Genomic DNA, 14,845 nt, shown 5'->3' with positions numbered 1-14,845 from the left:
GAAGGTCGTCCGGCAAACGGCAGTCGCACGCTCAGTGCGCCTGCATCTTCGAGAACAGGTTCAGCACCACGACACCCGCGATGATCAGCCCGAGGCCGATCACCGCCGGCACGTCCGGCACCTGACGATAGAGCAGCATCGCGACGAGCGTGATCAGCACGATGCCGGCGCCCGACCAGACTGCATAGATGATGCCGACCGGCATCGTACGCAACGTGAGCGACAGGCAGTAGAACGCGACGCCGTAACCGGCGACGACGAGCACCGACGGCCACAAGCGCGTGAAACCGTCCGCCGCGCGCAGCGCGGACGTGCCGATCACTTCCGCGACGATCGCGATCGCGAGCCATGCGTAGCCGGGCAGTTGCATCGCTCAGCTCCTTGCGAGGGCCAGTACCGCGTAGTCGTGGCCGAGCTCGGCGCACAGCGCCTCGACGACGAACTCGTGATCCGCGCGCTGCGGCAACCCGGACGCGGTGATCGAGCCGATCACGCCGGCGCCGGCGACGGTCAGCGGAAACGAGCCGCCGTGCGACGCATACTCGGCGACCGGCAATCCGTGCTTGTCCGCGAGCGTCGCGCCGGCCTGCTGCATGCGCAGGCCGATCGCGTACGAGCTGCGGCGAAAATGCGCGACGACGTTGCGCTTGCGGCGCACCCAGTCGGCGTTGTCGGGCGTGGCTCCGGCGAGCGCCGCGTAAAACAGCGGCTGGCCGAACGTGACGATGTCGATCGCGATCGCATGACCGCGCGACGTCGCGAGCGCATGCATCCGGTTGCCGAGCGCCCATGCGCGAGCCGGGTCGAAATGGGGAAACACGAGCGCCTGTTCCTGCGCGCCGATCGATTGCAGATCGTGAGCGATGTCCATGAATCCGTCGATGCAGTAAGGAGAGCCGCAACGGCGCCGATGCGATCGCGCCGGGCCGCTGCCGGGATGACGACACAAACCGCTCGATTCTAGCGCACGTGCCTGCCCGTACCGGCCCCACCAGCGCTCGCCATGCGATTGGCACAAAACACTTGCACGCATTCGGGATAGCCCCTATAATTCAATTCTTCGACGGACGCGGGGTGGAGCAGTCTGGCAGCTCGTCGGGCTCATAACCCGAAGGTCGTAGGTTCAAATCCTACCCCCGCAACCAACCGTCCAGAATTTCGCAGAAAGCCCGGCCTCGCGTCGGGCTTTTTGTTTTTGCGCGTCCGGGCGCCGCGCGCCCTTCACTCGCGCACCCGCCGTTTCGCACGACACGCCGCCGCATGCGCAGGCGTTCAAGAATGCCGCGGCCCGGTGATACACTCGCATCACCTCGTCCCTTCCACTCGACATGAAATTCTGCTCCGTCTGCGGTCACGAAGTCCTCGCGCGCATTCCTCCGGGCGACAATCGTGAACGCTTCGTCTGCGATCACTGCGGCACGATCCATTATCAGAATCCGCGCAACGTCGTCGGCACGGTGCCGGTCTGGGGCGACCAGATCCTGCTGTGCCGCCGCGCGATCGAACCGCGCTACGGATTCTGGACGCTGCCGGCCGGTTTCATGGAAATGGGCGAAACGACCGCGGAAGCCGCCGCGCGCGAGACCCTCGAGGAAGCCGGCGCGCGCGTCGAGGTGCAGAACCTGTTCACGCTGCTGAACGTGCCGCACGTGCACCAGGTCCATCTGTTCTACCTCGCACGGCTCACCGACCCGGGCTTCGAAGCCGGCGAGGAAAGCCTCGAGGTGAAACTGTTCGACGAAGCGGACATCCCGTGGGACGAGATCGCGTTCCCGACCGTCAGCCAGACCCTGCGGTTCTTCTTCGCCGATCGCGCCGCCGGCGACTACGGCGTGCACACCGGCGATATCTTCCGCTCGCTGCGCAACGGCTGAGCCGCGCCCCATGGTTCCCTGGCTCGGCCCGGACGATCCGTTCCCGCCCATCGAGCGCGCGCTCGGCCCCGCGACGGGTGCGCCCGGGCTGCTCGCCGCGAGCGCCGACCTGCTGCCATCGCGCCTCATCGACGCCTACCTGCGCGGCATCTTCCCGTGGTACTCGGACGGCCAGCCGGTGCTGTGGTGGAGCCCCGACCCGCGCATGATCCTCGTGCCGGCCGAATTCAAGGTGTCGCCTTCGCTGCGCAAGACGCTCAAGCGCGTGCTGCGCGAGCCTCAATGGGAAGTGCGCGTCGATCACGACTTTCCCGGCGTGATGCGCGCCTGCGCGCAGGCGCCGCGCCGCGGGCAGCGCGGCACCTGGATCACCGCCGAGATCATCGACGCCTATACGTCGCTCTACCGCTCCGGCAACGCGCACAGCATCGAGACGTGGCACGACGGGCGCCGCGTCGGCGGCCTGTACGGCGTGTCGTTCGGCCGGATGTTTTTCGGCGAGTCGATGTATGCGGACGTGACCGACGCGTCGAAAATCGCGCTGGCCGCGCTCGTCGCGCACCTTCGCGAGCACGGGCTGGAAATGATAGACTGCCAGCAGAATACGTCGCATCTAGCGTCGCTCGGCGGCCGCGAGATCGCACGCAAGGCCTTTGTCGCTCACGTGCGCCGCGCGGTAGCCGAACCGCCGATTCCGTGGCACTTCGACAAGCGCGTGCTCGCCGCGCTGACGAGCCCCGCCGAAACGGCGGCGCCCACCGGGACCGAGCGCTAGCGCGGCACTCCTTCCCTGCATCGAGAGCTGCCCATGACTCATCCGACTGAGCTGCCGCTTTCACCGCTTTCGGCGCTGCAATTCTATGCAACGGCGCCCTATCCGTGCAGTTATCTGGACGGCCGCATCGCGCGCTCGCAAGTCGCGACGCCGAGCCACCTGATCAATTCCGACATCTACACCGAGCTCGTGAAGGCCGGCTTCCGCCGCTCGGGCGTGTTCACGTACCGCCCGTACTGCGACGGCTGCCGCGCATGCGTGCCGGTGCGCGTGCCGGTCGCCGCGTTCGCGCCGACGCGCACGCAGCGCCGGATGTGGAAACGGCATCGCGCGCTGGTCGCGACGGTGTCGCCGCTGCACTACGACGAAGAACACTACGCGCTGTACATGCGCTACCAGTCCGCGCGCCATGCGGGCGGCGGCATGGACCGCGACAGCCGCGACCAGTACGAACAGTTCCTGCTGCAAAGCCGGATCAACTCGCGCCTCGTCGAATTCCGCGACCTCGACGCGCCGGGCGGCGAACCCGGCAAGCTGCGGATGGTCAGCATGATCGACATCCTCGGCGACGGCCTGTCGTCGGTCTATACGTTCTTCGAGCCCGACGACCGGCACACGAGCTACGGCACCTACAACATCCTGTGGCAGATCGAGCAGGCGAAGAGCCTCGGGCTGCCCTACGTGTACCTCGGCTACTGGATCCGCGAGAGCCCGAAGATGGCCTACAAGGCGAACTTCCATCCGCTCGAAGGGCTGATCGACGGCCGCTGGAAGACGCTCGATCCGGAACGGGTCGACCTGCCGCCCGTCGACGCGGCGCTCGCGCGCGCGCCGTTGCCGGGCGGGCATTCCGGGTCGAGCTGACGCGCGCCGCGGCGGCTACGAAGCGAAGCGCGCCCGTGCCGCGCAACTCCCGGTAAAATAGCGGGTTGTCATTCATTCCGGCCGTCCGCCCCATTCCCGTGTTCAGTTCCCTCTACCCGCTGGCCCGCGCATCCCTGTTCAGGATGGATGCGGAAGACGCTCACCACCTTACGCTGCGCGCGCTCGGCGCGGCCGGCCGTACGGGCCTAGCCTGCGCGCTGTCGGCGCGCGTGCCCGACGCGCCGCGTACCGTGATGGGGCTCACGTTCCGCAACCCGGTCGGCCTCGCGGCCGGCCTCGACAAGGACGGCGCGGCCATCGACGGCCTCGCGGCGCTCGGCTTCGGCTTCATCGAGGTCGGCACGGTCACGCCGCGCCCGCAGCCCGGCAATCCGCGCCCGCGGATGTTCCGGCTGCCGCAGGCGGAAGCGCTGATCAACCGGATGGGCTTCAACAACCACGGCGTCGACCAGTTCGTGAAGAACGTCCAGGCCGCCCGCTATCGCGGCGTCCTCGGCCTGAACATCGGCAAGAACGCCGACACGCCGATCGAGCGCGCGGCCGAGGATTACCTGTACTGCCTCGAGCGCGTGTATCCGTTCGCGAGCTACGTGACGATCAACATCTCGTCGCCGAACACGAAGAACCTGCGCCAGTTGCAGGGCGCGGGCGAGCTCGACGCGCTGCTCGCCGCGCTGAAGGACAAGCAGCAGCGCCTCGCCGACCTGCACGGCAAGCTCGTTCCGCTCGCACTGAAGATCGCACCCGATCTCGACGACGAACAGGTCAAGGAAATCGGCGACACGCTGCTGCGCCACAAGATCGAAGCGGTCATCGCCACCAATACGACGCTGTCGCGCGCGGCCGTCCAGGGCCTGCCGCATGCGGACGAAGCCGGCGGCCTGTCGGGCCGCCCGGTGTTCGACGCATCGAACGAAGTGATCCGCAAGCTGCATGCGGAAGTCGGCAACGACGTGCCGATCATCGGCGTCGGCGGCATTTTCTCGGGCGAGGATGCCCGTGCGAAGCTGGCGGCCGGCGCGGCGCTCGTCCAGCTCTATACCGGCTTCATTTATCGCGGCCCGGCGCTCGTGTCGGAATGCGTGAAGGCGATCGCCAGCGGACGCGGCGCGTAATATAGCCATAAGCAAAGTATATTTAGCTATCGATAGCATTTTTGCTATCATCGCCATATGACGAAAACCATTGACCCCACCAGGGCAAGGACACACACGATGAAATTTCCGCTGTTGAAGAAGCTGCTGGTTGCCGGCGCGATCGGCATGTCGTTCGCCGCGGCAACCGCGCATGCGGCCGACCTCCTCGATCAGGTCAAACAACGCGGCACGCTGCGCGTCGGCCTCGAAGGCACGTTCCCGCCGTTCAACTCGAAGAGCCCGCAAGGCGACCTCGTCGGCTTCGACGTCGACATCGCGAAGGCCGTCGCGGCGAAGCTCGGCGTGAAGGCGGAATTCGTGACGACCGAATGGAGCGGCATCATCGCGGGCCTGCAGGCCGGCAAGTTCGACGTGATCGTCAACCAGGTCGGCATCACCGACAAGCGCAAGGAAACGCTCGACTTCTCGCCCGCATACACGTACTCGTCCGCGCAGCTGATCCAGCGCAAGGACGACACGCGCGCGTTCAAGTCGCTGGAAGACCTGAAGGGCAAGAAGCTCGGCGTCGCGCTCGGCACGAACTACATGGACATGGCGAAATCGGTGCCGGGCATCGACGTGAAGACGTACCCGGGCGCGCCCGAGTACCTGCGCGATCTCGCGGCCGGCCGCCTCGACGCGGCGCTCAACGACCGCCTGATGCTCGCGTACCTGACGAAGAATTCGCAGCTGCCGCTGCGCCCGGGCGCGAACGTCGGTTCGGCGAACCCGTCGGGCATCCCGTTCAAGAAGGGCAACCCGAAGTTCCAGAAGGCGATCGACGACGCGATGGCGCAACTCGAAGCCGACGGCACGTTCACGAAGATCTCCGACAAGTGGTTCGGCATCGACGTGACGAAACCGCTCAAGTAAGCACGCCTGCATTTCCCGCCTGACGGCGGGCCGGAAAGGGCGGCATCCGCAACGATGCCGCCCTTTGTTTTATCGGTCCGGTTTATGATTGCGCTTTCGCGCACGCATTCGCTTCGTATTCCATGTCGACAACGTCCCTGCTCGTCCAATCGCTGCCGGTGCTCGCCCAGGGTGCCGTGCTGACCGTCAAGTTCGCCGTGCTGTCGATGGTGTTCGGCCTGCTTGGCGCCGTCGTGCTCGCGATGATGGGCATCCGGCAGAGCGAAGCGCTCGACGGCTTCGAGCGCATCTGGGTCAACGCGCTCGCGTGGCTGGCGCGCGCGTACGTGAGCCTGATGCGCGGCACGCCGCTGCTCGTGCAGATCTTCGTCATTTATTACGGGCTGCCGAGCCTCGGCATCTCGCTCGACCCGACGCCGGCCGGCGTCATCGCGCTGTCCGCGAACGTCGCGGCCTACATGTCGGAAAGCATGCGCGGCGCGATCAACGGGATCGCGCGCGGCCAGTGGCTCGCCGCGTACAGCCTGGGGCTGTCGTGGGGGCAGACGCTACGCTACGTGATCGGCCCGCAGGCGCTGCGCATTGCGGTGCCGAGCCTGTCGAACAGCCTGATCAGCCTGATCAAGGACACGTCGCTCGTGTCCGTGATCACCGTGACCGAACTGCTGCGCAGCGCGCAGGAAGTGATCGCGGCGACCTATCAGCCGCTGCCGCTCTATCTCGCCGCCGCGGCCGTGTACTGGATCCTGTGCCAGATCCTCGAATGGGTGCAGCGCTGGTACGAAAAGCGCCTGTCGCTGCCGTCGCGGCACTGAGCCACGCGGCTGCACCGGGCCGGCGCTCGCCGGCCCGACGCCCACCTTCCCGTCTTTCCGTCTATTCGCCCGAATAACGCACGCCGAGCACGGCGCGCGCCGCATCGGTCATCGCGATCATCCGCCGCGAATGGTCGTGCGTCATGATCGGGCTTTCGGTCTCGCCCGCACGCAGCAGATCGCAGAAGTGCTCGGTCTCGTAGTTCAGCCCGCCGCCGTCGACCGGCGCATCGAGCTCGACGGTGCGCCCGTCCGCGTAGCGGATCGTCGCACGCGCGGGGTTCCACCACTTCTCGTGAATCGTCACGTGGCCGCCCGCCGCGGCGATCAGCGCGTCGCCGCGCCCCATCACGTCGAGACCGCAAAAGAGCTGCGCGATCCCGCCGTTCTCATGCACGCTGTTCAGGCTCGCGAACAGGTCGACGCCCGTCGCGCCGACGCGTCCGAGCGTCTGCACGTCGCGCGCCGCGCCGAGCCAGTCGACGGCAAGGAACGCCTCGTAGATGCCGATGTCGAGCAGCGCGCCGCCCGCGCGATCGAGCCGATAGACGGAATGCGCCTCCGGCACCGACGACGATGCGCAGCCCGCCCGCACGAGCCGGATCTCGCCGATCGGATCGTCACGCAGGTGCGCACGCAACTGACGGTACAGCGGGAAGAATGGCGGCTTCATCGCCTCCATGAAGAGCCGCCCGGCAGCGCGCGCCGCGTGCAGCACCGTGTCGAGTTGCGCGGCGTTCAGCGCGGCGGGCTTCTCGCACAGCACCGCCTTGCCGGCAGTCAGTGCGGCCAGCGTGTACTGCGCATGGCTGTCATGGAGCGTCGCGATGTAGATCGCGTCGATATCGCTCGCGAGGAGCGCGTCGAGGCTCGCGGCAGGCGTGCCGCCGCATGTCTCGCAGAAGGCGGCCGTTGCGTCGGCGCGGCGGGCCCAGGCGCCGGCGAGCGTGGCGCCCGGCACGTGCGCGAGGCTTTGCGCGAAGCGGCGCGCGATGCTGCCTGCGCCGACGATGCCGAAGCGCACCGGGCGATGGTCGTTGTCGTTCATCCTGATCTTCCGTGTCGGTCGTATGGCGGTTGCCGGCACGCTGCCGGCCGGCCGTCATGATAAACGGCCCCGCGGCACACGGATGGACGACACGCGCGCCGTCAGGCCCGCACCGGCACGTCGACCGAGAAATCGCGCGAAATCTCGTCCGCGCTGAAATCGATCAGCGCGAGCGACGCCGCTTCGGCTTCGCGCGGGTCGCGCCGCTCGATCGCGTCGACGACGCGCGCATGCGCCTTCACCGCGATGTCGTGCGCGCCTTCCTTCTGCACGACGCGCGGATTCACGAGACGCACCGCCCCGCGCACGATCGCCGCCATCTGCTGGAAGAACTGGTTGCCGCTTGCCTGGACGATCCGCGTATGCAGCAACTCGTCCGCCGTGTCGTAGCCGGAATCGCCCGGCTGCAGCACCTTGAACGCATCGAACGCTTCGCGAATGCCCGCGATGTCGGCGGCCGTCGCACGCACGGCGGCCTGCGCGGTCGCGCGTGGTTCGATCAGCATCCGGAATTCGATGACGTCGCGCATGAACTGCGGATCGGGCTTTGCCCGAAATCGCCAGCTCACGACGTCTTCGTCGATCATCCGCCAGTCGCGCATGGGCCGCACGCGCGTCCCGACTTTCGGACGCACGTCGAGCATGTCGCGCGCAAGCAACATCGACAACGCCTCCCGCATCACCGTACGGCTCACGTCGAACTCTTTCGACAGCACGTCCTGCGGCGGCAAGATGCCGCCGTACTTGTCCTCGACGATACCCGAGACAAGCCCATCCATCACTTTGGCGACCAGTGACCGGTCTTTGCCCTGCTCCATGACACCTCCCCGTGCGTCGATTTGCGAACACCTGCTCCGCAGTTCCGCCGGCCCTGGTTACTACTCTGTTCTTATGATCTATAAGTTGATGAGTTCGACGATATTTCGCTATCTGGTAAACACCTGACAGGGTTATCCCTCTTTTGAACGAGGTGATTTATACGGCTAAAAAAAAAGCCCGGGAAGCGCGCCGCGCCTGCCGGACCCCGGTTTCCACAAGATTTAACTATGCAATCCGTGACGACCGATACCGCGCCGTTACGGACTGCTTCTCATTCAGTTTCAGCCAGCCGGATAAGCGATCGTTTCAACGCCGTTTTCCGTGCCGAGCAAGCACAGATTCGCGCCGCGCTCGGCGAACAGGCCGACCGTCACGACGCCCGGCCATGCGTTCACCTGTGCCTCGAAACCGCGCGGATCGGCGATCTGCAGGCCCTTCACGTCGATGATCTCGTTGCCGTTGTCGGTGATGTAGGGTGCGCCGTCCTTCGTCACGCGCAGCACGGGCACGCCGCCGAGCGCGGTCACGCGCCGGCCGATCGCCGTGCGCGCCATCGGTACGACCTCGATCGGCAGCGGGAACGCGCCGAGCACCGGCACGCGCTTGCTCGCGTCCGCAATGCAGACGAACGTGTCGGCCACCGACGCGACGATCTTCTCGCGCGTCAGCGCGCCGCCGCCGCCCTTGATCATCGCGCCGCCGGCGTCGATCTCGTCGGCGCCGTCGACGTACACCTGCAGCGAGTCGATCTCGTTCAGGTCGAACACCTTGATGCCGTGCGATTTCAGGCGTTCGGTCGTGGCGACCGAGCTCGACACGGCGCCGCGATAGCGCGACTTGACGGCCGCGAGCGCGTCGATGAAGCAGTTGGCGGTCGAGCCGGTGCCGACACCGATCACGGCGCCTTCCGGCACGTTCTGGATCACGTAATCGGCGGCGGCCTGGCCGACGAGGCGTTTGAGTTCGTCTTGAGTCATGGCGTGGTAATGCTGCGGGATTGCTGAAAACCGCCAGTTTACCGGAGTCGGCGGACGCCCCCGCGTTTTTCGGCGTGCAATGCGCCGCGCATTCAGCGCGTGTCGGCCACCGGAGCGGGGACCGCCGTTTGCGCGCCGGGGAAGTACTTGTCGAGCAGCGCCTGCGCGATCGCGTCGCTTTCCGCGTCCGGGTCGCCCGCGTAGTCGGACGGCCGGAAATGCATCTGGAACGCCGCGAACACGCGCCGCGTGCGCGTGTCGAGCACGCCGTCGGTCGGCACGTCGTAGCCGTAGCGCGCGAGCTTGAGCTGCAGTTCGCGCACGTCGACCGGCGCGTGCGGGTCGCGGCCGCCGAGCCGCGCGGCAACGGTGGCGTCGTCCGGCCACGCGCCGATGCCTGCTTGCGCGAGCGCATGCCACGGGAACAGCGGCCCGGGATCGATCTTGCGTTGCGGCGCGATGTCGCTGTGCCCGACCACGCGCGTCGGCGCAATCCCGTAGCGCGCGACGATGTCCTTCGACAGGCGGATCAGCGCGTCGACCTGTTCGGGTGGATACGGCTGCCAGGTGCGCTGCTGCGGGTCGAGCGGGCCGCGGTTCACGTTCTCGATGCCGATCGACACCGCGTTCAGCTCGGTCGTGCCCTGCCACTCGCTGACGCCCGCGTGCCATGCACGCCGCGCTTCCGGAACGAGTTGGTGGACGACGGGCATCCCGCGCTCGGTGGGCGGCCGCGGCGGAACGACGTAGTGCACGCTGACCGAATCACCGGTCAACGTGCGCAAGGATTTCGTCTCGTCGCTTTCGGTGTAGTGCATCACGAGAAAGCGAATCCGCGAATCGGCGCCGCGCGCGTGCAGGCTCGTGTCGGCGTAGTAGGTGCCGCGCTCGACGAGCGACGGCGACGTGCAGGCCGCCAGCAGGCCGAGCACGGCGCAGGAGATGCCGGCACGAAACAGGGTCATCGGTCGCGGGTTCCGGGTAGCCGCGTGCCGCCTTGCATCGGGGCACGCGTCGCTTGGGTGATTCGACGCCCGCGCATCGCGCGCGGGACGGGCGGGCCCGGGGCTCAGCCCTTCACGCGCCGCTGGCGCACGGCTTCGTACAGGCACACGCCGCTCGCGACCGACACGTTCAGGCTTTCCACGCTGCCGGCCATCGGGATGCTCATCACTTCGTCGCAGGTGTCGCGCGTGAGCCGACGCATGCCTTCGCCTTCCGCGCCCATCACGAGCGCGACCGGGCCGTCGAGCTTCGTTTCGTAGAGCGTCGCCGGCGCCTCGTCCGACGTCCCGATGATCCACACGCCGGCTTCCTTCAGCTCGCGCAGCGCACGGGCGAGGTTCGTCACGGTGATGTAGGGCACGGTATCGGCTGCACCGCTCGCCACCTTGGCGGCAGTCGCGTTCAGGCCGACCGCCCGGTCGCGCGGCGCAATGACCGCGTGCGCGCCGGCCGAATCGGCGACCCGCAGGCACGCGCCGAGATTGTGCGGATCGGTGACGCCGTCGAGCACGAGCAGCAGCGCGGGCCCGTTGATGCCGTCGAGCAGCTCGGACAGGTTCTGCGCGAGCGGCATGTCCTCGACGCGCGCGACGACGCCCTGGTGGCGCTCGGTATGCGCGAGCCCCCACAGGCGCGTTTCGTCGGCTGCGATCAGCCGCACGCCCGCTTCCTTCGCGGCGTGCAGGAACTCCTGCATGCGGCGGTCGCGGCGCGTCTGGTCGTACAGCACCTCCGCCACCGTCGATGCATCGTGCCGCAAACGTGCGGTCACCGCATGAAAACCGTAAAGAACCTTCAGACGTGACATGACTGGAACAACCTTCGATCAAACAGGCGGCCGCGCGATGCGCGCAGCCGCGATCCATGGAAAAGGAAAGCGCCGCGTGGCCGGCCGATGGCCGGTAACGCGGCGTCTCTCGATACTGCAGGGCGTGCGCACACGCCGCCCCGAACGCTCAGTACTTCTTGCGGGCGCGGGCCTTCTTCGCGGTCGGCTTCGCCGGCGCGCCGCCGCCACCGCCGCCCTTCTTCTTCGCGGCGCCACGTGCGGCGCGCGCTTCCTTCACCGCGACGCTCGGCGCGCTCGCGGCCTTCTTGCCACGCGGCACGGTGTCCTCCACCGGCGGCAGCGCACGCACGCGCGGGCCGCTGCCGTTGCGATCGACGCCGGCAGCCGGTGCGGGCGACGGACGCGGCGCCTTCACCGGCGTATCGCGCACGAGGCGGAAATCGATCTTGCGCGCGTCGAGATCGACGCGGCTCACCTGCACGCGCACGCGGTCCGACAGGCGATAACGGATACCCGTGCGTTCGCCGCGCAGCTCGTTCTTGATCTCGTCGTACTGGAAGTAGTCGGAGCCGAGTTCCGTCACGTGCACGAGCCCTTCGATGAACAGCGTGTCGAGCTGCACGAAGATGCCGAACGACGTCACGCCGTTCACCATCCCGCCGTACTCCTCGCCGAGCTTGTCGCGCATGAAGTAGCACTTGAGCCACGCCTCGACGTCGCGCGACGCCTCGTCCGCACGGCGCTCGTTCGCCGAGCAGTGCAGGCCGAGCTCCTCCCAGATTGCCGTGTTCGAACGCGAGCGGCCGCGCGCCTCGTCGTCGGCCTGCTGCATCGCGCGGGCGCGCGGCGACAGCGCGGTGCTCAGCTCGAAGCCTTCCGGCGCCTTCGGCACGTACTTCTTGCCGGACAGGATCGCGTAGATCGCGCGATGCGTGAGCAGGTCCGGGTAGCGGCGGATCGGGCTCGTGAAGTGCGCGTACGCCTCGTACGCGAGACCGAAGTGGCCGATGTTGTCCGGGCTGTAGACGGCCTGCTGCATCGAGCGCAGCAGCATCGGCTGCAGCATCTGCGCGTCCGGCCGGTCGCGGATCTGCGCCATCAGCGCCGCGTAGTCGCTCGCGTGCGGCTTGTCGCCGCCGCCGAGCGACAGGCCCATGCCGCGCAGGAACGCGCGCAGGTTCTCGAGCTTCTCCGGCGTCGGCCCCGCGTGCACGCGGTACAGGCCCGGATGCTTGTTGCGCTTCAGGAAATCGGCCGCGCAGACGTTCGCGGCCAGCATGCATTCCTCGATCAGCTTGTGCGCGTCGTTGCGCTGGCGCGGCACGATCTGCTCGATCTTGCCTTGCGAGTTGCAGACGATGTAGGTCTCGGTCGTGTCGAAATCGATCGCGCCGCGCTTTTGACGTGCGGCGAACAGCGACTTGTAGACGCCGTACAGATCCTGCAGGTGCGGCAGCAGATCCGCGCGGCGCGCGGCTTCCGGCCCCTTCGTGTTCGACAGCACGGCGGCGACTTCGGTGTACGTGAGGCGCGCCGCCGAATGGATCACGGCCGGATAGAACTGGTATGCCTTGATCTCGCCGCGCGCGGTGATCACCATGTCGCATGCGAGCACGCAGCGGTCGACCTGCGGGTTCAGCGAACAGAGCCCGTTCGACAGCTTCTCCGGCAGCATCGGGATCACGCGGCGCGGGAAGTAGACCGACGTGCTGCGCTCGAGCGCGTCGGCATCGAGGCCGCTGCCCGGCTGGACGTAGTGCGACACGTCGGCGATCGCGACGATCAGCCGGTAGCCGTCGCCGCGACCGACCTTCACCGGCTCGCAATAGACGGCATCGTCGAAGTCGCGCGCATCCTCGCCGTCGATCGTCACGAGCGGCACGTCGCGCAAGTCGACGCGGAACCGCAGGTCGGCCGGACGCACCTTGTCGGGCAGCGCGGCGGCTTCGTCGAGCGCCGGCTGGCTGAATTCGTGCGGCACGCCGTACTTGCGCACCGCGATTTCGATTTCCATGCCCGGATCGTCGATATCGCCGAGCACCTCGACGACACGGCCGAGCGGCTGCGAATGGCGGCTCGGGAAATCGGTCAGCTCGACGACGACGACCTGCCCGACCTTCGCCTTCTTCACGTTCTGCGTGATCAGGATATCGTGGCCGATACGCTTGTCTTCCGGCGCGACGATCAGCGCACCGTTCTCGTTCAGCAGGCGGCCGATCACGCGCTTGTTCGCGCGCTCGGTGACTTCGACGACATGCCCTTCCGGGCGGCCGCGGCGATCGTAGCCGACGATCCGCGCGAGGACGCGATCGTTATGCATCACCTTCTGCATTTCGCCGTTCGGGAGGAACAGGTCGTCCTGGCCGTCGTCGCGGATCACGAACCCGTAGCCGTCGCGATGCCCCTGCACACGCCCCGCGACGAAATTCGACGGATGGGTCAACTGATAGTGGCCGCGCTTGTCGAGGCGGATCTGGCCATCGCGCTCCATCGCGGCGACCCGCCGGAAGAACCCCTCGCGCTCCTGACGCTTGATCGACAGGGCTTCGGCGATGTCGTTGGCGGCTAGCGGCGCGTCGCTCGTACGCAGCACGCCGAGAATTTCTTCACGGCTCGGAATGGGGTACGGATATTTGCTCAAGGGTTTGTCGATGATTGTTCTCGTTGCGTTGACTGATGGTGCACGGCATCAACATAGAGGTGTCCGTCTGACAGTTCTATATTGACGGCGGCGGGTCATTCTATCACCCGCCCGTGTCGCCAAATGTCGGGAATGCCGCCCGCAGGCGCGGCGGCGGCCGGTTTGCGATGCATCGCAAAAAAGTGTTGACAGGGATAATTGGGGCGCTATAATTTCGCTTCTTTGCAGCAAGCAGCTACTGCAAAACGTGCCCAGGTGGCGGAATTGGTAGACGCACTAGGTTCAGGTCCTAGCGGTGGCAACATCGTGGAGGTTCGAGTCCTCTCCTGGGCACCATCTGTTTTTAAAAAGGTCGGCTTCTGCCGGCCTTTTTTCATTTCAAGCCCAGGAAGCAAAGTGCTTCCTGCATTCAAAAAGGTCAGCGAAAGCCGACTTTTTTCGTTTGCCCGGCGGACGCCGCCGGCCGTACCGTACGCAGTCGCACGCCAGCCCTCCCTTTCACCGGCTCAGGCGGCACGCGAGCAACCTGTTGCGCGTCGACACGAAACGCCAGACATCTGGCTGGTAATGAAGTGCAGCGGAAGTGCAGCGAGAATCCGGCCACCATCGTGCACAGGATCAGGACCGCGAAGATCCAGTGGAGTGCACGGGAAAAGCAATCGTCGCTCTGGATCTTGAACTCGCCGTTGTTCGAGAGGGCCGCGGCCGGCAGCGACATCCCCGCGACGCGAATCGCCTGCAGCGCGACATGCGACAGTTCGTGGTCCGAATTGCCGGTCCGAGCCACGGATCGCGTCGATACGGGGCCCCGGGCACCGGAACCTCGTTCGAGGAGGTGCGAACGTGCGATCGAGCGCGACTGAATATTTTGGGGGCTCCGATGAAATTGTGTTGACAGTCACTCGGGACCAGCTATAATTGCGGTCTTTCGCATCGCAGCAAGCGAAACGTGCCCAGGTGGCGGAATTGGTAGACGCACTAGGTTCAGGTCCTAGCGGTGGCAACATCGTGGAGGTTCGAGTCCTCTCCTGGGCACCATCTGTTTTTTAAAAAGGTCGGCTTCTAGCCGGCCTTTTTTCATTTCAAGCCCAGGAAGCAAAGCGCCTGCGCGCTTTGCGCGAGGGCTCGAAAGGCTGCGCTTGCAAGCGCAGCCGGGGTCGCGCTTGGGTGACCGAGTCCTCTCCTGGGCACCATCTGTTTTTTAAAA

The 14,845-nt window shown here is 66.6% G+C and carries 15 protein-coding genes and 3 tRNA genes; 9 read left to right on the top strand and 9 right to left on the bottom strand.

Translation table 11 applies throughout. The annotated features are described in order from the left end of the window. Positions 1-31 precede the first annotated feature (31 nt). Both LGM42_RS05415 and LGM42_RS05410 read right to left on the bottom strand, forming a co-directional pair. Positions 32-364: a DMT family transporter gene (locus LGM42_RS05415; RefSeq protein WP_371090929.1), complete on the bottom strand. Its 333-nt coding sequence runs from the start codon at positions 362-364 to the stop codon at positions 32-34. Between the two features lie 9 nt (positions 365-373). Continuing rightward, entirely contained in the window at positions 374-871 is a 498-nt protein-coding gene (locus LGM42_RS05410; RefSeq protein ID WP_006476110.1) for a heme-degrading domain-containing protein, read from the bottom strand. Between the two features lie 197 nt (positions 872-1,068). Here LGM42_RS05410 and LGM42_RS05405 point away from each other — a divergent pair. From LGM42_RS05405 to LGM42_RS05375, 7 genes are all read left to right on the top strand, one after another. Continuing rightward, a tRNA-Met gene (locus tag LGM42_RS05405) sits at positions 1,069-1,145 on the top strand. 183 nt (positions 1,146-1,328) lie between these two features. Further along, the gene (locus LGM42_RS05400) at positions 1,329-1,874 is read left to right on the top strand and encodes an NUDIX hydrolase (protein ID WP_006476111.1); all 546 of its coding nucleotides are present in this window, start codon (positions 1,329-1,331) and stop codon (positions 1,872-1,874) included. Between the two features lie 10 nt (positions 1,875-1,884). Beyond that, a complete protein-coding gene (aat, locus tag LGM42_RS05395) occupies positions 1,885-2,649 on the top strand; it encodes a leucyl/phenylalanyl-tRNA--protein transferase (protein WP_059584314.1) in 765 nt (254 codons plus the stop codon). Positions 2,650-2,682: 33 nt separating this feature from the next. Beyond that, a complete protein-coding gene (locus LGM42_RS05390) occupies positions 2,683-3,513 on the top strand; it encodes an arginyltransferase (protein ID WP_059584315.1) in 831 nt (276 codons plus the stop codon). A 98-nt stretch (positions 3,514-3,611) separates the two neighbouring features. Beyond that, positions 3,612-4,649, top strand: a complete 1,038-nt coding sequence (locus LGM42_RS05385) for a quinone-dependent dihydroorotate dehydrogenase (RefSeq protein WP_226231737.1) — start codon at positions 3,612-3,614, stop codon at positions 4,647-4,649. A gap of 99 nt (positions 4,650-4,748) precedes the next feature. After that, entirely contained in the window at positions 4,749-5,543 is a 795-nt protein-coding gene (locus LGM42_RS05380; protein ID WP_059584318.1) for a cystine ABC transporter substrate-binding protein, read from the top strand. A 122-nt stretch (positions 5,544-5,665) separates the two neighbouring features. Continuing rightward, a complete protein-coding gene (locus LGM42_RS05375; RefSeq protein ID WP_006484207.1) occupies positions 5,666-6,358 on the top strand; it encodes an amino acid ABC transporter permease in 693 nt (230 codons plus the stop codon). Positions 6,359-6,419: 61 nt separating this feature from the next. Here the strand turns inward: LGM42_RS05375 and LGM42_RS05370 are convergent, their stop codons facing one another. The 6 genes from LGM42_RS05370 to rnr form a co-directional block, all read right to left on the bottom strand. Next, complete coding sequence (locus tag LGM42_RS05370) at positions 6,420-7,406, bottom strand: Gfo/Idh/MocA family protein (RefSeq protein WP_226231736.1); 987 nt, start codon at positions 7,404-7,406, stop codon at positions 6,420-6,422. A 101-nt stretch (positions 7,407-7,507) separates the two neighbouring features. Beyond that, the gene (locus LGM42_RS05365) at positions 7,508-8,224 is read right to left on the bottom strand and encodes a FadR/GntR family transcriptional regulator (RefSeq protein WP_060318338.1); all 717 of its coding nucleotides are present in this window, start codon (positions 8,222-8,224) and stop codon (positions 7,508-7,510) included. A 282-nt stretch (positions 8,225-8,506) separates the two neighbouring features. Next, a complete protein-coding gene (rpiA, locus tag LGM42_RS05360; RefSeq protein ID WP_059584323.1) occupies positions 8,507-9,202 on the bottom strand; it encodes a ribose-5-phosphate isomerase RpiA in 696 nt (231 codons plus the stop codon). Positions 9,203-9,294: 92 nt separating this feature from the next. Then, a complete protein-coding gene (locus LGM42_RS05355; protein ID WP_059584325.1) occupies positions 9,295-10,167 on the bottom strand; it encodes an N-acetylmuramoyl-L-alanine amidase in 873 nt (290 codons plus the stop codon). Positions 10,168-10,271: 104 nt separating this feature from the next. Next, positions 10,272-11,015: a 23S rRNA (guanosine(2251)-2'-O)-methyltransferase RlmB gene (gene rlmB / locus LGM42_RS05350; protein ID WP_006484150.1), complete on the bottom strand. Its 744-nt coding sequence runs from the start codon at positions 11,013-11,015 to the stop codon at positions 10,272-10,274. Between the two features lie 148 nt (positions 11,016-11,163). Next, the gene (rnr, locus tag LGM42_RS05345) at positions 11,164-13,638 is read right to left on the bottom strand and encodes a ribonuclease R (protein WP_226231735.1); all 2,475 of its coding nucleotides are present in this window, start codon (positions 13,636-13,638) and stop codon (positions 11,164-11,166) included. A gap of 249 nt (positions 13,639-13,887) precedes the next feature. On the opposite strand from rnr, the gene LGM42_RS05340 reads away from it, so the two are divergent. Beyond that, positions 13,888-13,974 (top strand) — tRNA-Leu (locus LGM42_RS05340). A gap of 82 nt (positions 13,975-14,056) precedes the next feature. Here the strand turns inward: LGM42_RS05340 and LGM42_RS05335 are convergent. Beyond that, positions 14,057-14,425, bottom strand: a complete 369-nt coding sequence (locus tag LGM42_RS05335) for a hypothetical protein (protein ID WP_226231734.1) — start codon at positions 14,423-14,425, stop codon at positions 14,057-14,059. Positions 14,426-14,589: 164 nt separating this feature from the next. On the opposite strand from LGM42_RS05335, the gene LGM42_RS05330 reads away from it, so the two are divergent. Further along, positions 14,590-14,676 (top strand) — tRNA-Leu (locus LGM42_RS05330). The last annotated feature ends 169 nt before the right edge of the window (positions 14,677-14,845 follow it).

Source organism: Burkholderia sp. AU39826 (assembly GCF_020419965.1).
Classification (GTDB): domain Bacteria; phylum Pseudomonadota; class Gammaproteobacteria; order Burkholderiales; family Burkholderiaceae; genus Burkholderia; species Burkholderia semiarida.
The sequence above is the reverse complement of the archived record's forward strand: the minus strand, read 5'-3'. Positions and strand labels throughout refer to the sequence as shown.